At 50.2% G+C, this 22885-nt stretch carries 17 protein-coding genes; 11 read left to right on the plus strand and 6 right to left on the minus strand.

The genetic code is table 11. The features are described 5' to 3' along the window. Positions 1-215: 215 nt before the first annotated feature. The 4 genes from H6F94_RS04100 to H6F94_RS04115 form a co-directional block, all read right to left on the minus strand. Positions 216-1676 carry a helix-turn-helix domain-containing protein gene (locus H6F94_RS04100; protein WP_190800965.1) on the minus strand — a complete coding sequence of 487 codons (1461 nt, stop codon included), beginning with the start codon at positions 1674-1676 and terminating at the stop codon, positions 216-218. 550 nt (positions 1677-2226) lie between these two features. After that, entirely contained in the window at positions 2227-3963 is a 1737-nt protein-coding gene (locus H6F94_RS04105; protein ID WP_190800966.1) for a coiled-coil domain-containing protein, read from the minus strand. Between the two features lie 261 nt (positions 3964-4224). Then, positions 4225-4824, minus strand: coding sequence for a M23 family metallopeptidase (locus tag H6F94_RS04110; RefSeq protein WP_190800967.1), 600 nt, complete (start codon positions 4822-4824; stop codon positions 4225-4227). 330 nt (positions 4825-5154) lie between these two features. After that, positions 5155-5442, minus strand: coding sequence for a hypothetical protein (locus tag H6F94_RS04115; RefSeq protein WP_190800968.1), 288 nt, complete (start codon positions 5440-5442; stop codon positions 5155-5157). 250 nt (positions 5443-5692) lie between these two features. Between H6F94_RS04115 and H6F94_RS32825 the strand changes: the two genes are divergently transcribed. The 6 genes from H6F94_RS32825 to H6F94_RS04145 all read left to right on the plus strand — a co-directional run bounded on the left by H6F94_RS32825 (position 5693) and on the right by H6F94_RS04145 (position 13651). Further along, a complete protein-coding gene (locus H6F94_RS32825; RefSeq protein WP_190800969.1) occupies positions 5693-6859 on the plus strand; it encodes a peptidoglycan-binding domain-containing protein in 1167 nt (388 codons plus the stop codon). Between the two features lie 433 nt (positions 6860-7292). Continuing rightward, complete coding sequence (locus tag H6F94_RS04125; RefSeq protein WP_190800970.1) at positions 7293-8885, plus strand: peptide ligase PGM1-related protein; 1593 nt, start codon at positions 7293-7295, stop codon at positions 8883-8885. Between the two features lie 274 nt (positions 8886-9159). After that, a complete protein-coding gene (locus H6F94_RS04130) occupies positions 9160-10311 on the plus strand; it encodes a serine hydrolase (protein WP_190800971.1) in 1152 nt (383 codons plus the stop codon). Positions 10312-10874: 563 nt separating this feature from the next. Beyond that, complete coding sequence (locus H6F94_RS04135; protein WP_190800972.1) at positions 10875-12056, plus strand: TRC40/GET3/ArsA family transport-energizing ATPase; 1182 nt, start codon at positions 10875-10877, stop codon at positions 12054-12056. Between the two features lie 211 nt (positions 12057-12267). Then, complete coding sequence (locus tag H6F94_RS04140) at positions 12268-12813, plus strand: hypothetical protein (RefSeq protein ID WP_190800973.1); 546 nt, start codon at positions 12268-12270, stop codon at positions 12811-12813. Positions 12814-12955: 142 nt separating this feature from the next. Then, a complete protein-coding gene (locus H6F94_RS04145) occupies positions 12956-13651 on the plus strand; it encodes a hypothetical protein (RefSeq protein ID WP_190800974.1) in 696 nt (231 codons plus the stop codon). A 48-nt stretch (positions 13652-13699) separates the two neighbouring features. Here H6F94_RS04145 and H6F94_RS04150 read toward each other — a convergent pair whose 3' ends face one another. After that, positions 13700-15175, minus strand: coding sequence for an FAD/NAD(P)-binding protein (locus H6F94_RS04150; RefSeq protein WP_190800975.1), 1476 nt, complete (start codon positions 15173-15175; stop codon positions 13700-13702). A 342-nt stretch (positions 15176-15517) separates the two neighbouring features. Between H6F94_RS04150 and H6F94_RS04155 the strand changes: the two genes are divergently transcribed. The 4 genes from H6F94_RS04155 to H6F94_RS04170 all read left to right on the plus strand — a co-directional run bounded on the left by H6F94_RS04155 (position 15518) and on the right by H6F94_RS04170 (position 19608). Beyond that, positions 15518-16105 carry a beta-class carbonic anhydrase gene (locus H6F94_RS04155; RefSeq protein ID WP_190800976.1) on the plus strand — a complete coding sequence of 196 codons (588 nt, stop codon included), beginning with the start codon at positions 15518-15520 and terminating at the stop codon, positions 16103-16105. A 49-nt stretch (positions 16106-16154) separates the two neighbouring features. Next, on the plus strand, positions 16155-17039 hold the full coding sequence (locus tag H6F94_RS04160) for a sulfurtransferase (RefSeq protein WP_190800977.1): 885 nt from the start codon (positions 16155-16157) through the stop codon (positions 17037-17039). Between the two features lie 532 nt (positions 17040-17571). Next, entirely contained in the window at positions 17572-18288 is a 717-nt protein-coding gene (locus tag H6F94_RS04165; RefSeq protein WP_190800978.1) for an LmeA family phospholipid-binding protein, read from the plus strand. 33 nt (positions 18289-18321) lie between these two features. Then, positions 18322-19608, plus strand: a complete 1287-nt coding sequence (locus H6F94_RS04170) for a glycosyltransferase (protein ID WP_190800979.1) — start codon at positions 18322-18324, stop codon at positions 19606-19608. A gap of 1381 nt (positions 19609-20989) precedes the next feature. Here the strand turns inward: H6F94_RS04170 and H6F94_RS04175 are convergent. Further along, the gene (locus tag H6F94_RS04175) at positions 20990-21427 is read right to left on the minus strand and encodes a hypothetical protein (protein WP_190800980.1); all 438 of its coding nucleotides are present in this window, start codon (positions 21425-21427) and stop codon (positions 20990-20992) included. 783 nt (positions 21428-22210) lie between these two features. Between H6F94_RS04175 and H6F94_RS04180 the strand changes: the two genes are divergently transcribed. Continuing rightward, a complete protein-coding gene (locus tag H6F94_RS04180) occupies positions 22211-22570 on the plus strand; it encodes a DUF8631 domain-containing protein (protein ID WP_190800981.1) in 360 nt (119 codons plus the stop codon). The last annotated feature ends 315 nt before the right edge of the window (positions 22571-22885 follow it).

Raw genomic sequence — 22885 nt, forward strand, 5'->3', positions numbered from 1 at the left:
CCTAGCCCAGTAAAACCAGAGAATCCTGTTTGCCAGCCTCGTTTGCCAGTCTCAACCAAATAATGATTTAAAACGGCTGTCAAAAGGCTCCATCAAAGGTCTCAATTTCCGCGTGGAAACTGTCTGAAGCCTGGTGATTGTGCTCCCGGTTGACGCTGGGCTGGCGTCAACTGGGACCTTGTGAATCTAATTGATGAGTTTGCTAGATGAGTTGGCTAAAAGCTGGTGCCGTCCTGCAATCCAGCTTTTAGAGTGATATGGCGGTCGGGACCGACATCAATTTTGCCTTGCTTTTGCAACTGCCTGAGCAGGCGAGTAACCGTGACGCGAGTGGTGGAGCAAGCGCTGGCAAGGTCTTCATGGGTGAGCCGGACGCTCAAGCGCACTCCCTGCTCTACGGGGCGCCCAAATTCTTTGCCAAAGAGTTGCAACAGCCGACAGAGACGGTCGGGAACATGCCGATAGCCCACGATTGCGAGCAAAGTCTCCGCCTGGTGCAGCCGTTGAGTCACCTGAGGAAAAAGCATTTGAACCAAATCGGGCGAGGTTGCCAGCTCGGCTATAGGAATGGCGACCAGCTCAACTGTGTCTGAGAGCGCAACGGCTTGATAAACCGACAGTGTCGTTAAGATGGGGCCAAATAGCGTGGATGAGCCGGCCAGACCGATTAAAATCTCCTCGCCGTTGTCACTGAGCGTGCTGAGCTTGACCACGCCCCGCTGCACTTGCCAAATTGAATGCAAGTTGAGCGGCACCAACTCACCGCGCATGTAGGTCTGCGCAGGGCGCTCCTGTTTGGGCGTGCTGTCTGGGGCTGTTTCTGGAGGAGTGGAGCTGCTGCTGATCTCGCGGATCAGCCAGCGCAGACCCACTAAGCTGTGGCTTGCATTGCGGATGGCGACGACCTTGATCGCGGCTCGGACGGGTTGGCGGTCGCGCGGTTGCAGCTCAAATTGCCACTCCTGTTGACTCCAGTCGCTCTTTGCTAACTGGCTCAACTTGGTCCGAAAAGCTGGGCGATGCACTTCGGCAATGTAAATAGTTAAGGGCTTGCCGACCAGGAACTTTTGTAAGACGCCAACCTGTCGTGCTGCTGCCGCATTGGCCTGCTCGATGTTGCCGCGCGTATCAGTGATGAAATAGCCGTCTGGCGCGTAGTCAAACAGTTCTTGATAACGCTGACGCTCCAGTTCAATGGCCTGACGGGTTGCGGCTAGTTCCTCGTTTTGTTGGCATAAGGTTTCGACTGCCACGGTCAGCTCTTCGGAGGCAATGCCAAGCCCTCTAAAAACATCTGGCAAGACTTCCTGCTGCTGCATACCCGTTTGGTCGGACTCCTCGAACAGCTTGGCCAAACGGCTCTGCATTAACTCAATATGTTGCAGAAACGGAGGCAAAGAGGTTTTGGAGGCCTCATCTATGGCCAAACTTGCCAAGGCAAGTTTGGCCATAGATGAATCTTCTTGAGTTTCGTCAGTTTCAGCCCCGTATATATCTAGATCTGGGTGTAGATTGGCGAAAACCTCTGCAAACGGTCTACCCGCTTGTAGTTGCTCAACCAATTCCAGGAGTTGATCCGCGACAGCCGCAGGGACCTGAATCGTTTGTAGAGAGTCTGACTTCTGTTGAAGTTGAAGTCGCAGATTCGAGCGACCATTGGCTGTGTTGCCTGACACCACTGGTAAACCTCCGCAGTTGTGGACCATTCTCTGTTGAGATTTTCGGGCTGAACTCTAGTGGAAGTCTGATTAGAATCTGAGGAATGGCTGCTAACAACAGCTTTGAAGCCAAATAGCTTTGCGTGGCCTCTCCCTAAGGTTAACTATACTCAAACCTGTTTAATCTTTTGATCCAAAAGAGAGACAAGTTTTATTAACAGCAGGCCTGATTTTGTTACTTGCCCAGTTCTCTAGCCAAATATTCTGGGTAACAGTTGTTATTCAGAGGCTCCAATATCTGAAATGTCTTTAAGAAGCGGCATTCGTTGGCTTGCAAAGACATCGCTGACTGAAGCAGATATTTTGGCCTTGCCATCAGTTTCTGTATCTTTAATGACTAGTAGCGACCTCAAACTCATAAGGTTGGTTCACTATGAGCCAGATATGAGCCAGATTGGATACTCAAGCTTGCTTAAAGATACCTAGATCAAAATAAATTTTGGTTAGGCGCATTCCTATATGTAGCTAAGCAATTCGCTGAGCATTAATAAAATCGGCCTTAATTGTTTTAACGGTCGAAACGAGGCTGCGAGTCGGTACTTGGCTCCGGTCCTGGTGCCGGTTGCTCCTCGGCTGTTCGCGGTTCTGGCTCAAAGGCTGGCTCTGGCTGGGCTGGTTCCGATTGCAGCTGGTTGTTCCATTGGTCAATTGCAGTTTGAGCCTCGTTGCTCAGGTTGCTGCGTCGAACTCGCCGCGCCGTACCAATCGCCTGTCTCAGCTCACCCTGCTCTGCCAGATCGTAAGCTTCGGTCAAAATGCTCTGCTCCTCAGCCTCCCTGAGCTTGGCCTGGGCTCCATCGATCAAGGCTTGCGCGTCATAATAAAGCGCTCGGCCTCGCCCGATCCGCTCGGCTGCGGCAATTCCCTCGCTCAAGGCCCCGGCCTCGATCAGCTCGGTTGCCCGCTCCAAGACGGGCCGATCTTCAATCAGCTCGATGCCGTTGCGCCAATCAGCAATCAAGCCGCGAGCCTTGTCATGCAGCGCCCGGTCTTCCTCAATCTGCTGAGCAGCAAGAATTGCCGCTTCCAGCGCCGGGATGGTGCCTGCCCGTGCTATCTCGCGAGCCTGATCCAGAATCGGCTGGTCTTCAAACCGCTCAATATCTTTACGCCACTGGGCCACAAAGGTCTGGGCTCGGACCCGGTAGGGCCGTCCAGGTTGTACAGCTGAGGCTGAGGCAATCGCTGCGCGCAAAGTTGCAGTATTCGGGAAGGTCGATAGCAAACGGCCCAGATCGAGCAAGGTGAGATCGGGCAGTTCGGCTTTCCAGGTCGCTAGTTGAGTCTGAGCGCGCTTGTGCAAAGGCCGATCTGGGGCAATCTGTCGAGCTTCGGCGCGTGCCAGCAGATGCCCAAAGAAGGTATTGGACCAAGCCCAACGCTGTGCCCGAGCTAATACGGCGAAATCTTCGGCCTCGGCCTGGTTAGACAAACCCTTGGGCACCAGCTCGGCCAGTTCCACAGCGCCAGCAGCATCTTTTGCGTCTAGACGCTCTTGGGCCAGGGTCAATAACTGACGCCCCCAAATACTGATATCCGACTGTGCCGACTTACGCACGATCCGGTCTGGGCCAATCGTCTGGGCAATCTCAATTGCCTTCAGCAGTTGCTCGGGTGTGCCTTCTTCTGCCAGTTCGCGGGCCTCTTCCAGACGCTCGGCAGCACCCCGCTCTTCTTTAATTTGGGCCAGGAGCTTGTCGAGCTTCTGCTGCCGCGAGATACCGCCAGGCGCACCGACCAGCAGACGAACTTGGGCCTCTGCCTCGTCCCACTGCTGATTGCGTAGAGCGATCTGAACTCTCTGGTCGATTGCCCCAGCCCACTGCTCGCCCTGCTGCCAGAGAGCTTTGGCCTCGTCAGCAGAAGCCCGCACTTCTACGCTGCTAGGGATGCGATCCACTAGGCCAATCGCGCCCTTGAGATCGCCTTGTTCTGCCTTCTCGTCGGCTAGTTCCAACAAACGCCTAGACCAGCGCTCCAGAGATTGGCTTGCTTCTGCTTTCAGAGGCGAGCTGCTGGGAACCTGCTTGGCAAGGTCAATGGCCTTAATCAGTTGAGCCGCGCTGCCATCTTGAGCCAGCAAACGCGCGCAATAGATTCGTTGCGAGTCCGCCGCACCACTATCTAGGCTCTTGCAATCCGGAGTCTGCGGTACCTGAATAATGGCCTGAAAGGCGCTGAGCCCAACCAGAGCTGCGACCAAAAGGCCAGCGCTGGTACCAAGCGTCCAGTAAAAACTGAGCAAGTTTTGGGACGTCCGCGGGGACGAGCCAGAATCTGAGGGTGCTTTTGAGGAAGCTTTTCCTTGGTTGATACTCATGACACAAAAATGATCAGCGGCAGAGTACCCACCCACTTGCCTGTTTTGCTTCACCATCGAAGCGAGGCTTCTAAGAAAGGTTACAGCATTTTTGTGATTTGAGCCTACCCATCGTGAAGATGAGCAGGCGTGAAGAGAGACCTGGCAATTGAAATCGCGGCTAGATAAGGCAAAGTCCGCCTGGTTCTAAACGACGCCGGACTGGGGTGGCAGGAGCTGGACGCCGACATCGCTGGGTTTGAGCACGCGGCCCAGGGGTCTGCCTTTGCGCAGTTCCCAGTGCAGGTGAGGTCCGCTGGAGCGTCCGCTCGATCCGACCAAACCTAAAAGTTGCCCTTGCTGGACGGCTTGGCCGACGCGGACCGGCAATCCTGGCAATAAATGTAGATAGCGGCCAAATAGGCCATTGGCATACTGAACGACAACGTAGTTGCCACCTCGGCCACCACAACCCGAAGCCAAGCTGCCATAGGCGGGGCAGGAGTCATTTAGCTTGACTACTTGGCCAGTGGCACCAGCCTGGACTGGCGTGCCTGCCTGGACAGCAATATCAACGCCCTTGTGTCTGCCACCTCGGGCTCCCACACCGTCGCCGACGATGCCAACGCAGGGCTGAAGGAAAGCTTTGTACTCAGATCTGAGGTATTCCGATTGGAAATTAGAGGACTCAATGACCGCAGGCAGTACCAGCTTACTCTCGGGCTGAGGCAGTTCAGGCGCGGGATGTAAAATCCGAGAGGTTAGCAAGACCAGGAAGAAGGTCACAAAGAAACGCGCTAAATTCACCAAAATTGGGGACGCTCGTAGCTCGGTAAGGTGCTAGGGCAGCATACCCCTTCTTGTGACCACGACAACAAGTAGATAGTTTAGGTCTACGGCGTCTACCGAAAGACATAAAGTATGCAGTAGTCCAGCTACTGAAAACAGGTGAAAGGCGCAAACAGGCATGGCAACTAACTCTCAGGCTTCGGCTGGAAATGGCTGAGAGTGCTCCTAACGCCTGCTTAAGCAGGAAAAGTTGTCACAAAACTATACAGCGCAACATAGCGCCGCTAGGTTCTATTTCCTATGACATAGACCGGAACTAGAGCCAGATTTGAGCCGAGCGCAGACCGCTCAAGCCACCAGAGTTGCGATGGAACGTGCAGGAGTACGGTTGAGGGTAAGGTCAGCCTGTGCCTTCACCCAGACCTCACGGAAGCTGTAGGTAAGCGCCAGATCACAGCCCTGAGAATCTAGCCAGTCGCAGACTGTAGCAGCCATTGCTTCTGTGATTGCTTCTATCGGCATGCCAGCCGTTCCAAACGCATAGGACTGGGAGAAAAACAGAGACTCAAGAACGAAGCTCCGGCCTAGCTCAAATGCTAAAAACTCTTCACCAATACGGTAAGTCTGAACTTCCATTGCCTGAACCCCCCATCAACCTGGTCTGCCCGAACGGATGCACCTGGCCTAACCTGATCACAGCGGAGGTGCTTGTCCCCAAACTTCTACCGTTTGGTGGATACTACGGATGATTCTGTCCCAAGTACCATCGGCGTTGACGTGCATCTACACCCTAGGAGGCGCTGTCTCTGGCTAACCTGCGGCTGAACTCTTAATTGCTGACTAGAACTGCTGATTGGTGCAATTCGCGTAACTTCAGGTAGCACTCATGGAAATTCTTGGCTTTGTTCATCCCCGGCGAACCCGTGAGCAGCTCTATATCGGCGAGGCCAACGTAGGCGAGACTGGCGCCTCTAAGGCGGAGGCAACCTCAAAGCCCGCTAACTCAGGACGGCATCACCTGTCGCGACCTGCGACAACAGGGGGGTTAACGCTTCTGCTCACCCTCCTCTCTGGTCTAGGTACTAGTGCTATAGCGGCAACCAACCTCTGGGATTCAGGATCGGAGGTGGAGCAAATTCAAAGAGCCCTCAAGCTACCGGTGACTGGTGGTTTTGGCCCCAAAACGCAACAGGCAGTTAAGCGATTTCAGCGCAGCCGGGGGCTAACCCCCGATGGCATTGTCGGCGCTCAAACTAGGCGGCTCTTGCTGGGCACGCCAGCGACCAGCAGACGGCGCAACACCAATGCCAACACCAATGCCAGTAACAGCAGCCGCAACGTCTCTAGTAGCGCCCGCAATACTGAGGCAAGAAGCGAAGCCAATACCAGCAGCAATCCCTGTCCCCACGGCACGTCAGCAACGCAGAAGTTGCTGAGTGCTCAAGGTTTCTATGGCGGCGCGGTTGATGGGGTCTGTGGTCCCAGAACTCAAGCTGCGATAGTGGCAGCTCAACGCAGCTATGGCCTGTCTCAGGATGGCGTTGCTGGTAACCGGACGATTCGAGCCTTGCGAGGAGGCAGCTCAAGTCAAGACTCTACTGTCGCTAGCACACCCAGCGAAGAAACCAGAGCCAATGCAAGTGCCGACGTTAGCTCCGATGAGGTCATTAGACTGCAACGCCTGCTGCAATCCCGAAACTTTTACGAGGGGCCTATTGATGGTATCTACGGGCCCAGTACCGAAGCCGCTGTGTTTGCAGCCCAGCGCTACTATGGGCTGACTGTAGATGGCGTTGCTGGTTCGCAAACTCTGGCAGCTCTGGAATCAACTACCGTCGCCGCTAGCAATCGCGTAGTCGATGACTTTGTTCCCAGTTCTGTTGATGTTGAGGAGTTGCAGGGTCTACTGGCAGAGCGGGGGTTTTATGTAGGCCTGCTTGATGGCGTCTACGGTCCGACAACGCGGGATGCCGTGGCGAGGGCTCAACGTTACTACGGCCTGCCCGAAGATGGGGTTGCAGGACCGCAGACGATAGCAGCGTTGCGTCCATAGGTGGCTCACATAGCCTAAATCCAGCTTGACCAATGGATTGACCAAGAGTGTGGGGCGATTAGAGCTGGGGGATTGGTTCTGTGCAGACAGAACCAACCCTTGATCGCAATCAGCTATGTAGCCCCTAAACAAAGCAGCATAAAGTGGCTACATCAATGCTGGCTATTCGTCGGTTGGTATTGGCTGCAACTAAGTTGCGCCCTTGTCACACTCTTACGCTGCCCAAGCTGCTTAAAACTCCTGCTTAGAACTCAGAGTAACTCTGTCGCTAGATCATTTCGTACAGCCAGCGCTTGAAATTAAACTAGCCAATGTTGTTTTGGCAGTCGAAAACTCTTGGAACCTATAGAGACGGCCTTGCTGCTATCGCCGCCACTACTGCTGCCTGCATCGCCTAAAATCAGTGCTATACGAACTAGGGTGAGCTGAGGCTATGCAAACACTGCATTTCTCCTCTTCCGAACAGGCGGAGCAATTTCGTCAGCTTCAGGCCCGATTACGAGACAGTTGGTTAGAGATTGATCAGTTTGACCGGAGTGACTACGACATTTTGGTCGTGCCTTCTCTTAGTTTGGACCAGCGAGAACTGACCAAGATTCAGGGCGTTCATTACTACGAGGAGCGACTGCTATTTTCGCTCATTCGCTTGCGCAATCCGCGAGCTCGGCTGGTTTATGTCTCCTCGCAACCGCTGCATCCTAGTATCGTTGATTACTATTTGCATTTGCTACCGGGTATTCCTTTCTCTCATGCCCGTGAGCGCTTGCTGCTGCTGTCACCTTATGATGCTTCTGATAAGCCTTTAACTCAGAAGATTTTGGAGCGTCCTCGCCTGATCGAGCGGATGCGTCAGGCTATTCGGCCCCAAAAGTCCTACATGATCTGTTTTAATTCAACGGCCTTAGAGCGCGATCTATCAGTGCAGTTAGATATTCCGCTGTTTGCTGTTGATCCAGATCTCCTTTACTGGGGTACCAAAGGTGGGAGCCGTCAGATTTTTGCGGAGTGTGATGTGCCCCATCCCGATGGCAGCGGCACGGTTTGGAATGGCCAAGATTTAGCCGTTGCGTCGGCAGATCTCTGGGAGCGTCAGCCCTCTTTGAAGCGGATGGTAGTCAAACTCAATGAGGGCTTTTCTGGTGAGGGAAATGCTCTATTGGATCTCAAGCCACTGCAATCAATTAACCCTCAATCTCATACAGAGCGAGCGGCTATTCTTCACCAGCGCTTTGAGAATTTGAGTTTTCAAGCCAAGAATGAAAACTGGACCAATTTCTCCAACCGTATTCCTGAAATTGGCGCAATTGTTGAAGCCTTTGTTGAAGGAGAACAGAAGCGATCTCCCAGTGTTCAAGGCCGAATTGCACCCAGTGGGGAAGTTGAAATTGTCTCGACCCACGATCAGATTTTAGGGGGTCCTGATGGTCAAGTCTTTCTCGGTTGTACATTTCCTGCTGATGAGGCTTATCGCCTTCAATTGCAAGAAATAGGGCTGCGCATTGGTAAGAACTTAGCGGCTAAAGGGGCATTAGAGCGCTTCGCTGTCGATTTTTTGGCGATTCCTGAAGGCGATCGTTGGGATTTACAAGCAATTGAAATCAACTTGCGCAAAGGGGGGACTACTCACCCACTGATGACGCTGCAGTTTCTGACTAATGGCCGTTATGATCTCTCAACTGGTCTGTTTTACAGCCAGCAGGGTCGCCCGAAGTACTACATGGCTTCAGACAATTTGCAGAAAGAGCGTTATCGGGGGCTACTGCCAGATGACTTGATGGATATTATGGCCCATCACCAGCTTCATTTTGATCGCTGTACTGAGACCGGTACTGTCTTTCACTTAATGGGTTGTCTGTCAGAGTTCGGTAAGCTAGGGCTCACCTGCATCGGTAATTCACCGCAACAGGCCGAAGATATTTATAACCAGGTTGTGAATGCTTTGGATCAGGAAACCCAGGCTGCTGTTCAGCAAGCTGCTGATTCCTCATCACCGGGTATCCCAATCAGCTGGCGTAAGCAGGGCTAGCTTTGCTTGCACCCCTAGCCCCAAAATAAACTCCAAAACAAACCTCCAAATAAGCCCAACTCAGCCCAGAGGTAGACCGCCTTTGGGCAATTTACCGGGTGCCCAGCCCTACTCCTAGAAACAGGAAGGGGGCAGCAGTTGGCACATTAATTGGCACAGACATTGGCATAGTCACGAAAGCTGGTCAACGGCTGCTTCTAGTTTTGGCCTGTAGCTGTAACTTTGCTTATGGCTTCAGTGGCCTTTATCCTGAGTTGGTGAGGTGTGGGTGGGTATGGTGCGCAATCAGGTTTGGCAGGCTCTGGTGGTCGGGTTCAGTTTGGTCTTAAGCGCTGAGTCATTGCAGGCTTCTCGCGTGCTGGCTCAAGTTGCTCCTGCAATATCTGTAGAAGCAGGAAGACAGAGTTCAGACCAAACGGCCGCTCAGGCACGTTGGGATCGAGCAATGCAGTTGGCCAGCCAGGCTAGACAACTCCAGCAAACTACCCGTCCCTTTGTTCAAACCTGGCAACAGGAGCGCTCGTTATGGCAACAAGCACTTGCCTCATTGAGTGAGATTGAACGGACTTCTGAGTTAGCCGCACCAGCTTTGCAAAAAGCCCAGGAATATCAAGCTTACCTAGATCAGGTCACTCAACAATTAGAGACTGCACAGGCAAACTTCTTGCCGACAATTGTGCGTCGCAGTGGCCTGTCTGCTCAAACCATGATTACGATTTGCACGCTTTCAAGGGAGTGCCGTCGGTTGCGGGGTGACACTCCCCCAGCTAGTCCAGCCAGTTTGATCAAAGTGCCTGTAGCTGTGGCCTTGATGCACAAAGTTACGACTGAAAATATTGATCTCGATAGCCTCATCTATGTCAACCCAGGCAACTTTACAGAAGATGCTGCGGCCATTCGAGTGGGGCGACGTTATTCTTTACGAACGCTACTCGTGCAAATGATTGCGCGGAGCAGTAACATCGCGACTAATCAGTTGATTGACTACCTAGGACAGGATTATATTAATCAAGTTCTACAAGAGCGCGGCTACCGTGTCACCCGCGTGAATCATAAGCTTACCGGAGCTAGCACAGTACCAATTAATCCTGGCTACACCGTCAATCAAATCACCAGTGATGAACTCACGGAAATGATGGTTCAAATCTACAACCGGGAACATGCTGGCGATGATGTGATCGTTGACGCGCTCAGCCGTCAGTACGATCAGTGGTTGGGAATTGCTGCTTTACGAGGCTCTACCGCGCGTTGGCTGGGCGAAAAAACGGGACAAAACTCTAAAGCTCTAGGAACAACGCTGGCTTTGGAGCTAAATGGTGAGCGTTACATCATTACCGTGATTGATAATCGCGGGGCTAGGGACCAAAACATTCGTCGCTGCATCGCGCAGATTTCAGACTACATTAGTCGCATGACGGAGTTCTAGCATTCCTTTGAGCCCCGCATCAAGACTTGAGGCTCAGCCACCCGCGGCAAAGGTGAGCATGACAATGATTGACAGCAAAAGACCGGGGCTCAACAGCATAATTAGAGTAAAGAGTTCACTGTTTTCCATCGTTTTATCCTTTTAAAGCTAAAGTAACTGTTAAGAGCCTCGACTGATTCTCAACCCTGCTCGACGCAATCATAACAGACCTATTTTGAGGTTGCTAGGCGCTACATTGGCTAGTGGGCAACCCTCGACTGACGGCAGATTTTAAACGCGCACAGCATGAACTGTGGGTTTTCTAGGGATCAGTTGATTGTCTAGCCGTTCATCTTTAGAAAGGTTTAAGTTACTGGGGGTTAAATAATTTTTAGACTACTGCTTAAGCGAGGTTGGAATTGCAGGAAATAAACCGCTCAATTGGAGAGTTTTTACGCAACTTCGCCCTATTTTCGACGCCTATTCGCTTTGCCTTTGCTGATAGTTTCTAGTGGCTGCGATTAAAGGGCTGCATTATTTCAGGTAAACTAATGTAAAGCATTCTCAGTGAGCGGACTCCAGCTATGCGGCTGATTCTAATGACCGGCAAGGGTGGTGTGGGCAAGACCTCTGTGGCAGCCGCCACAGGTCTGCGCTGTGCTGAACTGGGGTACCGCACTCTGGTTTTAAGCACTGACCCTGCTCACTCTCTAGCAGATAGCTTCGATACTGAACTTAGCCACGACCCCCGCGAGGTCCGACCCAATCTGTGGGGGGCAGAATTGGATGCCCTAATGGAGTTGGAGAGCAACTGGGGTTCGGTCAAGCGCTACATCACCGAGGTCCTTCAAGCGCGCGGCCTTGACGGAGTGCAAGCTCAAGAATTAGCCATTCTGCCGGGGATGGACGAAATTTTCGGCTTGGTACGAGTGAAGCGCCACTACGACGAGAATGAATTTGACGTTCTGATTATCGACTCGGCACCAACGGGTACAGCCCTGCGCTTGCTGAGTTTGCCAGAGGTTTCAGGCTGGTACATGCGCCGCTTCTTTTATCCAATGCGGGGTATGGCCAAGATGTTTACGCCAGTGTTTAACCCCCTGTTCAAACAGGTGACTGGCTTCTCACTACCGCAGGGCGAGGTGATTGATGCGCCCTACGAGTTCTATGAGCAGATTGAAGCTCTGGAGCGCATTCTTACAGACAACACCTATACAACTGTTCGTCTGGTAACCAATCCTGAAAAGATGGTGATTAAGGAGTCGCTGCGGGCTCACGCCTATCTGAGCCTATATAACGTGGCGACGGATTTAGTGATTGCCAATCGAATTTTGCCTGACACGGTTCAGGATCCCTATTTTGAGCGCTGGAAAACGGCACAGCAACACTACCGCCAGGAAATCCACGACAACTTCAGCCCTTTGCCGGTCAAAGAAGTACCCCTCTACTCGGAAGAGATGTGCGGCTTTGCAGCCCTTGAGCGTCTGAAAGATACGCTGTTTGAGGGTACAGAGGACCCCACCCAGGTTTACTACAAAGAGACAACACTCAATGTGGTCACTGAAAACGGTCAGTACCGCTTAGACCTCTACTTGCCAGGAATTCCTAAGGACCAGATTGAACTCAGCAAAACTGGAGACGAACTGAACATTCGCATTGGCAATCACCGCCGTAATCTAGTTCTGCCCCAGACTTTGGCAGCTTTGCAACCAGCCGGGGCAAAGATGGAGAACGACTACCTCAAGATCAGCTTCGCAGCTGCCTAGGTTTCGGATATGGTGATGGGTTAAGGGCAACTATTGCAGCAAGCCTAACCGTTTGTATGCAGGGGAAGAGAGTTCTGTAGAGCATTTTTGGAAAGCATCCGGTTAGTGATCTGCTCAGAGGGGAAAGGCTCTCTATGACGGTGGCTGAGCGGTTCAGCCCAAACACCTCAAGCCACGAGTAAGCATCACCACTGAATGAAGGGAGCTCCAAATGTCTAACAACGAAATGCTCAACAGAACCATCAGTTCGGTCCGCCTGATGCGTCCTATTTCTATCCGGGGTGCTGGTTCTTGGAGCGCTATTCCTACCTCTGGTGTGAACACCGTTCCACAAAACACACCAGTTACTGCTGAGGAAGTGCGCCGCAGAGTTGTCGTTGCCGCCAAGATGTATCTCGAAGATGATGAGACTTTTGGACGCAACGAAACCGGCACTTTTGAGATGAAGGCAGATCGAGTGATCGGTAGCCGCCAGCCCCAAGGCGTGATGACGATGATCAGAAGTATTGGTGGAGAATTGCGGGTTGAATTGGAAATGACTGCCATCGCTTTGACTGATGGACAAATCAGCTTGCATGGTGATGTCAAGTTGTACGAAGGCACTTCTGAGCAAACCAATGACTTAGACGGCCAAACTTCGTTCGACTTGTTTGTGCCTATCAATGACTTTGTGTCTCACTCAGTCAGAGTTGCAAATACAGATGAGGGTGGAGATTTCTCTGATATTACCCTTGCTGTGTCCAATTTCCCGGCTTAAACAAACAGCCTACTTAAAACAGTGATTGCGACCTAGTATCTCTTCCCCTCTACGCATTGTAGAGGGGATTTTTTGCTTTGCTACCAGATTACGAGAGACTGGTTAGAGGAAACTCAAACTAGAGCTGCAAGGGGGAAAACCTATGGACCTGAAGGGGCGATATCTACAAATTCACCAGCGTTTTTCAGCTCTTAAAGACTTTGAACTGGAAAGTTTAGCTCAATCGCGTGAGCTATTTAATTTAGATGCTAATCCGGTCACTCCTCGCAGCTTCGAAGTTTGGACAAGCTTGGCTGGTCTGCCATTACCTCAGCCTTTAACCAGCAGATTTCAGAGAATTGTGTCCAACGTGGAGGCAATTCTGCCAGCTGGAACACGATTTTACAAAGTTCCCCCAGCTAACTATCACTGGGAGCTATTTATCATCAAGCGCCCAAATGAAATAGTGGCTGCTGACCAGCTTCTACAGGTGGCAAAGTTGCTCCAGTCTGGGTTGCGCCAGCAGCCTTCTTTTACGCTCTCTTACCAAGGCTTTCTGATTACGGTTGACGGCACAGTTATCGTATCGGGGTATGGCGAATTTGACTCACTGCGTCAACAACTGCGTCAACAAATTCCCTTTGCATCAAAACGGCAATCTGAGCTGGGGCATATTTCACTGGGCCGTATTCTCGATCCAGTGGGTCAGAGCTGCTTTATACAACTGAAGCAGTTGGTTGAAGAATCACAAAACCAGTTTTATGGTGAATTTAAGATTGATCAGGTAAAGTACGTTCATGAACGGCAGTGGTACATGGAAGCATGGGAACTAGTCGCCGAATTGCGACTTCAAGATTGACTTGCCCTATTAATTTGAGATGCCTGAATTTCTGCATTTATCCCCCGTTTACCCTCCCATTTGCCGAACTAGAACGCTTTCTGATTTTTGAAGGCTTTGATGCCGTAGCAGTTCCTGGGCCAAGGCAAAGGCTTGAATCCGTAGCTCAGGAACTGCCGTCGTTTCCCAAAGATTGCCTTTTCGCAGTGGCCCCAAGGTAAACAACAGGCGAGAGGCGTTACCATTAGCATCAATTAAAGCCCCATTTGTTGCTACATCGAGGCCTAACCCCAAAGCATCGGAACGCAACAGGCCTTGCTGACACAGGCTAGTAATCAGTGGATGATGAAACTTGCGGTAGTCACACTCAGGACCGGTGCAGTTGATCACTCGGCTCGCCCACAGCCGTATTTGCTCCCGAGTATGGCGCTTGTGAAGCACAACTTCTACTCTCTCACAATCTTCCTGATAGCTCTGAATCCGGCCTGCGTGAAAAACTAGCTGGCCTGAGCGCAGCAGATCATTGATCTGCTTGGCAACTTGTGGAGCAATGCGATGACGATGAACTTCCCAATAGGGCCGTAGATGGCGGAGAAATCGTCGTCGCTCAACTTGAGATAAAGATTGCCAGAGTTCTTGAGTTAGGGGACGCAGGGTGTCGATCACGGCCCGCCAATCGTGTCCCTGCATAGCTGCACCTCGCACTTCTTGACGAACTTTTTGCATTAAAGCGCTAATCGTATACGGGAAAGTAGCATCTAAGAAGCTGGGATAAGGTTCCGTCGGTCGGTGAGACTGGGGCAGCAGGCCATGGCGTGAGACTACCTGAATTAAGCCTTGGTGTCCCTGCTCCTTGAGGGAAATTGCTAAATCAATTGCGGTCAGCCCTGAACCAATCAATAAGACTGGTTCAGTAGAGTTCAACCCGGTCAAGGCATCAGCAGACCAAGCAGACCTTCGATAACGCCGACTTTTGTAGAAGGAAGGGTCCCCAACGCGTGGATCGCTAGGAGGAAAATTCCCTAGGGCCAAAACAATTTTGTCTACCTGTAGGGTCTGATTATTTCTGAGGTATAGGGTTGCTCCCCCCATTGCTGCCGATGGCCCTTTAACGGTTGTGGGATGGATCGCAATGGCCTCGTTTGTAAGCCGTTCTAATTGCACATGGTTTGACGCAGATGCTTCAGCCTCTCCCAAAATCTCCTCAATGTAATCCCCATAAAGTTTACGAGGTACAAAGGCCTCTGGTCCTGCGCTCCAGCCTGGATTGAGCTCATCTGTACAGCCTTCTTTTTGGAGTCTTTGCAGCCAATTCAGAAAGTGATCAGGATGATCTGGAAAAGCGCTGATCTTGCCGGCTGGAACATTGAGTAAGTGAGCCGAACAGCGAGTTTTGTACGCCACTCCTCGACCTAGCTGAGTCTGCCGCTCAATCAGCTTGATGTTTAGAGGACGGGTTGCTCTATGCAGCAGATGAGCTGCAACCATGCAGCCGCTGAAGCCGCCACCAATAATAGCGATAGTCGTAGGAGTATCTTTCAACATAAAGCTCAGCCTGCGATTTTGTAGAGCAATTTGATCGCTCACTAAATTAATAGGTACGCTAGCAGTTTCTATGCAGAGCTTTTTGCAGTAATTTTTACTTTTGAGCTGCCTAAATTGCTACTTTTGCCTCCGCATTTATTAACTCTCCATAAACGGATAGTAAGGGGACATTGCCCAGACTTGAGGCTCCTGCCCTGAAACAAGCTTGCTTTACAAGAATTGCTGTGCAACAATCTTGTCTTGATAGATTAGTACGGTATTCCGACCGATTTATCGCAGATATCTCTAAGGACCTGCTTTAGAGCACTATCGCTCACTCTCAAAAGCGCTGGAGACCAAAACATGGGCAAGACTCTAGAGGAAGTTTTAACTGCTAACGCTGCTTATGCTGAGAACTTTGGGAATAAAGCGGATCTACCCATGTCCCCTGGTCGCCGGTTTACAATTCTGACTTGTATGGATGCACGTCTCGATCCCGCGAAGCTAGCAGGGCTGGCTGAAGGAGATGCGCATGTGATCCGTAATGCGGGTGGTCGTGCCAGTGATGACGCAATCCGTTCCTTAGTCATCTCTTACAAATTATTAGGAACTCGTGAATGGTTTGTCATTCACCACACCAATTGTGGAATGGAAACCTTCTCTGATGAAACTATTCGCAGACTGTTGGCCAGTAGTTTAGAGACTGCTGTGCTGGGCGAGCAGGGTTGGCACGATCAAGGGGAAGGGCCTGGTTCGATTGAGGGTGAGTTTGTAGATTGGTTGACTATCCAAGACCCCAGGCAAAGTGTCTATACAGATGTTCAACGCATTCGTTCGCACCCCTTAGTACCTGAAACTATTTCTATTTACGGCTATCTCTATGATGTTCGGACGGGTCAACTAATTGAAGTGCCAGAAGCGACAGCAATTGGCAAAGTATTGCGGGGCTAATTTTTCTGCAATTCGGATAGCTGAGTTTCCTTCTAATCAGGAGTAACTGATGACTACTCTACCGACCGTAGACTCACTAGTCAGCACAGCCTGGCTGAATGACCATCTCCATGAGTCACAGATCCGGATTTTAGATGTGCGCGGTTACACCGGTCATGCCCCTGATGCCAGTGGAGCTTGGGTTAGTTCCTACCGAGACAGGCGAGAAGAGTATCAGGCAGCTCATCTGCCAGGAGCAATATTTGTTGACTGGACACGAGACATCACCGACGCGAGTGATCCTGTACCCGTTCAAGTTGCAACCGAAGAGCAGTTTGCCGCCTGGGCCTCTAGATTAGGAATTAGCAATGAGACACATGTGGTTATCTATGACCAACAGGGGCATTTGTTTGCTACTCGTCTCTGGTGGGTTTTCCTATACTATGGTCACGATCGAGTTTCTATCTTGGATGGGGGTTGGCAACAGTGGATTGCTGAGGGTCACCTGACTACGACCGAGGTACCTACAGTCGACCCAGTAACGTTCGTACCTCAGGTTCGCCCTGAACTGCGTAAAACAGTAGATGAAGTAGCTCAAATCAGTCAGACGAAAACTGCTCTCCTGATTGATGGACGCTCAGTTGAACAATACCGAGGCGACATTCCTTTAAGCGGGCGAGGGGGCCATATTCCAGGAGCCGTGAACTTACCTTCGTCGAAGTTTTGGAATCCGGAGACCGGCATTTGGAAGCAGCCCAAGGAACTAGCTGCTCTTCTTGAAGATGTTGGTGCAACAGAAGATCAGCCTGTCGTTGCCTACTGCAATGGTGGCGTTACTGCGACCACAGTTCTCTTCGCTCTCCACCGCGCTGGTTACACTAATTGGTCCAACTACGATGGCTCTTGGAATGAGTGGGGACGACGTAGCGACTTGCCGGTGAGACCAGCCCCCTAGAGGTGAGTAGTAGTCATTCTGCGGCCTGAGAATTGGCTATTGCACCTCGAATGAAATAACGGGACTTAACAAAACCACTGCTTCAAGCTTAAAGTTTAGGCCTAAAGCGGTGGTTAACTTCTGTAGCTTAATTTCCGCAGGTCAAAGTGTAGAAACTTAACCACTTCATCGAATCAAACATTTTTTCTCCTTAGAAAAGGGCATGATTGAGTTGCAGCTGATGTCCTCAACACAACTGCCAAGGTTCTAGAGAGCCATCAGGTCAGGAGAATTTGCTCTCCATCGATCTCTTCCTCTTCTATTAAAAACTTTATTTTTGTGATTGGACTGTCACTTCTCACTGAGATACCTGCATACCAGGTGCATTAGCTATTATTGGTCACGTTTGGCTGTCTAAAAATTAGTAGCGTAGTACACAAACCAACTAAATCAAACTTCACTCTGTCAGGATTCTGGCTTCTGCCAACAGGCTGATATCTTCCTTTCAGGAAATGCTTACATTAAGCAGTGATAGTGCACTTGAGGCAGCAGTGTGACTCAGGACCAGTCCAAGTTTGGCGAGCAGGCGATTAACAAAATAGCGGAAATCGCACTTGCAAGCCAACTGGAAGAGGCAAAACAATTAGAAGTTCGTGTCAAGACAGATCTTAGCAAACTGGCCCGTGGAGAAATAGATTCTATTGCTATTAATATTTATAGCTTGCTCATAGAGCAAGAGTTTTATGTAGAAGAATTAAATTTGCAAATTGGGCGTGTCACGGTCAAGCCCTTCAGTGCTGTTTTAGGGAAGATTAAGCTAGTTCACCCCTCTCAAGGAACACTGCGCCTATTGATCTCTGAGGGTAACCTAACTCGTTTCCTTAACTCTCAACCTTTCCTTGAATCCCTACACCAACAACAAAGTATTCGGATCGAGGAAATAAAATGTTCCTTGCTGGCTGACAGCAGAATCGTTTTTAATACTGTGATTGCAGACGAAGTAGCTAACACTAAGGCCATCGCTTTCACAGCCGATCCTTACCTTGAAGCCAACGGGCAAGAAGTTGCTCTGCGCAACCTACGGTATCTGGAAGGCAAAGAACCTCCACCAGAGTTAGTGAAAGCTCTGCTCACAAGAATAAGCGAACTTTTAAGTCTGCGTAATTTTGCCCGTCAGGGAATGTCATTACAAATTCAGCAGCTTGATGTAGTCACAGGCAGTTTAACTTTACAAGCAGCAGCCTACATTGAGCAGTTTCCCTCCTCATAAAAAAGCGTATTCGAATTTACTAAAGCCTGATCCATGACTCACTTTGGCATCATTTGTCCACCCTTTCCTGGTCACCTAAATCCCCTAGCAGCACTAGGACGAGAATTGAAATCGCGTGGTCACCGCGTTACTTGCTTACAAATCGGCGATCTAGAGCTCAAAGTTTGGTCAGAAGGTCTCAGTTTCTATCCAATTGGTAGCTCTAGCTATCAACCAGGCTCGCTGGCAGAGACTTTTAAGCAAATTGGCAAACTGAGTGGTCTAGAGGCACTGCATTATTCTGTCAGCTTCTGCCAGAAAGTGGCTCAGATCATTTGTGAGGACGCACCTAGTGCCATTGAAGCAACTGGAATTGAGTTTCTGCTAGTCGATCAGCTTGAACCAGCAGGCGAAACCGTTGCTGAATTGCTTGGCATTCCATTCATTTCTATCTGCTGTGCTCAGGTCATTCACCGCACAGCAGATATTCCTCCTTTCTTTACACCTTGGAGCTATCAGAACAGCGGGTGGGCACACCTTCGTAACCGAGTTGCTTATTACTTGTTAGACCGGGGATGCCAGCCTATCTTGCAAGTAATTAACCAGTATCGCCAGCAGTGGAAATTACCCGCTTGCCGACATCTCTACGTCCCTTCTAGAGCATTGGCTCAGATTAGCCAGCAGCCTGCTGCATTTGATTTTCCCTGCGCTGAGCTACCTCAACAATTTCATTATGTTGGTCCGTTGCGGAACCCGTCACCGCAAATAGTTTCATTTCCCTTCGAGCAGTTAACCGGTCAACCTCTAATTTACGCCTCTCTAGGTAGTGTGCAGAATACCAAGCACAATCTCTTTCGCGATATTGCAGCAGCTTGCCAGGGCCTAGATGCCCAGCTAGTCATCACGCATGGCCGCAGCATGGACACAGAAGGTATAGAGCAACTTCCTGGTTCTCCCTTGGTGGTGGAGTATGCCCCCCAGTTAGAGGTAATTTCCAAGGCTGGCCTAACCATCACCCATGGTGGGCTGAATACTGTTCTCGACTCTCTCACCTATGGCGTTCCCCTGGTAGCTATCCCAATCACCTACGAACAACCAGGAACCGGAGCGCGTATTCGTTGGACAGGAACTGGTGAGGTGCTACCTGTCTCAGCCTTGAGCATTCCCAGGTTGCAAGCCGCTATCCAACGAGTACTCACAGGGGACTCTTACTTGAGGAGTGCAAAGAGGCTTAAGCAAGAAATTCATGAGGCTGGTGGTGTTAATCAGGCAGCTAACATCGTTGAACAGGTTCTTAATGCTCAGGATTCAGCTGTTTTACCGTTAACTTCTGGTGTGTGACTTTGTAGTAACAAAGCTGTATCTGAGAAAATCTCTTACTGAATCAAACTGTAGTTGCTGCCTGCAACTTGACTTCCTCTTTAACTCAGCGCTTTAAACTGATGGTGGTTCTCTCCTAACTTCACGGGAGATAAAGCCTTAATTGGATATTCAAAATCAGCCACGGAATATAGCTCATTTCGCGTAACTGTGCCCAAAGGCGCGATTAGCTCATGTATACCCTCAGCTGTCCTCCCCCTCACCCTGACAACCTATTCGAAGCCTCTAGAAGCCCAGAGCAGGGGGCTGTAGAACTAGTCCAATTTCAGTCCAGCCCTAGGAGTCAGCTTCTGGATCTCCCTTCCTCAGAAGGTTTCAGTCGAAGGTAAACTGCGGGTCCCGCAATAGGTCAAAGCATTTCAGGCATAGAGAGCCTCGGAGAAGAGAGTGTACACAAACAATAAAGTTCTCGACTGAAGAATAAAGTTCTCCGCACTGTCACTTCCCTTGAAACCCAGCTCTTAGGGCTCTGACGCAATAATAGAGCCCTAAGCTCCTTTGTAAGCATGTAAACCCTGCCGCAAAGTCATAAACTAACTGGCACACAGCCTTCCGCTTAAATAATAACAATAGAATCTTTGAACGGAAATGAAGTCTCCGAAGCAACTTACTGCCTAAGAAGTATCTTATCCTTTTGCTTGGATTCTCCAAGGCACAAAAAAGCTGAGCCAAATCCTTGTCTCATTTAAAGATACTCCTTCTTAAGGCGAGTCTCAGGTCGAGAAAATTCATCTCATAAAGAGAAAAAACTGATAGGGAATTTGTCTTCTTTCCCCTCGCTGCCTTTGCTTATTGGAGTGCTTGAGGAGTGAGTCACAGGGTTCCGGGACTTTTCCATCATCACCACAGGAAAAGCATAGAACTCAAGAGGGTGAGGATAGGCTTTAGTGAGCCAGCCGAAGAAGCTTTTGACGGATGTTAGAGCTCGATTGACTGAGCTTAGATGACTGAGCTTAGAGCTAGACCTTGCGTTTCGGACTTCTGCTTGAACTGAACGAATTGATCAGAGGTAATGCCTTTCCAAGCCCAGCCAGTCCAGTCTAAAAAGTGCTACTACTCACATTGGTAAGCCTTGAGGCAAATTAGGTGCCAGAGAGCGAGCAGAAAGGGACTCCTGTCCTCAAGTGCCGTAAGTCTAAAGACGCCCTTTCCAAAGCAGCTTCCCTTCGCAAAATTGAAACTGAAATCAATTGTGTTCTAAAAACTTCTGGAATTTGAGCTTTAAATAGATTAAGAGAGATATTCAAACCTGCATATGGGTTGCGGCACGAGGAGACTCTGACCTGTCAGAGCGTTTTAGAGCAGAGAACTTTCAGGCCAGGCTTACCTCAGTGGCTAGCTTTCAGTGAGAAAGGGACACTGCTCCAGTGCCGTTCGTTGCGGCTCCATTGGCGGAGGGTTTGTTCCCGTCTTCAAGCTGATTCAGATTAACCGCCGGTGCTTGTTGTTTAGCTCGCTTGTAGCCACTTGGTGGTTTTCCACCCGCTAGCTCGTACTCTTTGCTGTCTTTGCCATACATTGCTACAACTGCACTCAAGACGCGCGATGATAAATTGGATACCGCAGCTTCGGATTCAGCAAGCTCAATGCGAGTACGATCAACTTCCGAAAGGGCAAGATTATGAGCTTGTAAGCGGTCGCCTGCGGTGGCAATTAGGGCGATATAGTTTTGTAGAGTCAGTCCATTACCTAAGTTCAGGTCTAAGCGGATTGATTGTAAGCCGCTCAAGCGAGCTTGTGCTTTTTCCAGGGTAGTAGAACGCCGTTTCCGATAAGTCATAGAGGCGGTAACTTCGATGTCAGAAGTAGAGTGGAACTGATAATAGAGTTACTCTAAACCTGTGATCTTGATAGCGAGATCCGTAGAACTCTGGAATTGAGTCGGGTGTAGAATCGGCGCTTGAGCCTGGTCTATGTAGATTCCTCTAATTTAGGAACTCCAATGTCGCTTCAGAGGTCTCGGCAGTCGTTTTGAAGACCTCAAGTGTCGCTTCAGAAGTCTCATTAGCGGCTTAGCAGGTCCGAAAAGCCGTTTCAGAGGACTCAACGATCACTTCGGAGATCTCAACAGTCGCTTCAGATGCCTCAAATATCAGTTTAGAAGTCTCGGCTGTCGCTTTGCAGAGCTGAACTGTCATTCACCAAACCTCAGCAGTCGGTTTGTAGGTCTAGGGAGAGGTTAGTGAGGAGCAGAGACTCGCAGACCATTTGAACTGGGAAGCTAGCCTTGAATTGATTGGTAATTGATTTGGTCAAACTCCTGCGGATTCAAGCGATTTCGTAGAGCAATCACCTATCGGTTTCCCTGAATCCAGTTACTCAAGGTTGTCTGGGGCGTGAGCAGAATTTCGCGGGCGATTCCAACAGCTACTTTTTTCATTGCCTTAATAAGGCAAACACCATGCTGCTGTGATTAGGCTCTTGTAAGGTGTCTCACCTCAAGACGCAAGATCCAATCCTTGGTCTATTGGTGATACACCAAGTCTCTTGGCGGGATAGCAGATTTGCTATCCAGACCACATTTCTCTTAAAGTAAAAACGATTTGTCTCACCCCAAGATACCTTGTCCAATTTAGAGTCCCACTTTAATACAGAAAGTCTCGAGCTGCTTGATGTTGAGGCCATTCAAAAGATTCTCGGCCGCTCCCGCGCATCTATATATCGTTATGCGAATACCGCCTCGGATGCTTTGAACCCACCTTTCGATCCTCAGCGGCTCAACCCCGAATGGCGTACTAGTGCGGATGAGCCCTTGCGTTTTCACCCAAATGAGGTGGCTCGCTTTGCCCGTGATGTCCTAGGCGTTGCCCAAGTCACTATCAAGGTGAGTGAATCCCCTCAAACAGCCACTCTCGTTACTCTCCAAGCCATTCTTGCCGAGCTTCAACATATTCGGGAGCTTCTAGAAAAAAAGTCTCAGTAAAAGATCTCCAGTCTCACTTTTAGTCTCGCCTAGAGATAACGTGTCTCTTGATGAGAAAAAAACAAGATCTGGACCGGTACATACAACCGGTACATACAAAGAGAAATCAAAGCCTGAACAGCAAGCCTCAATTACAGAAAGCTAGGCAACCTAGTAGCGAGACTGCCGGAGATAAACCTTTTCCTACTTGCGTCCGAATGACAAGTACGGATAACCGAACATTTGCTATAGGGGAAGCAACACCTTGCGCGATTGGGTGAGGGGTTGGTAGATTAGCAAAGCGGCGGTGAGGAAAGCGCAACCCGCTTCCCCCCC

The organism is Leptolyngbya sp. FACHB-261 (assembly GCF_014696065.1).
In the GTDB taxonomy this organism is placed as follows: domain Bacteria; phylum Cyanobacteriota; class Cyanobacteriia; order FACHB-261; family FACHB-261; genus FACHB-261.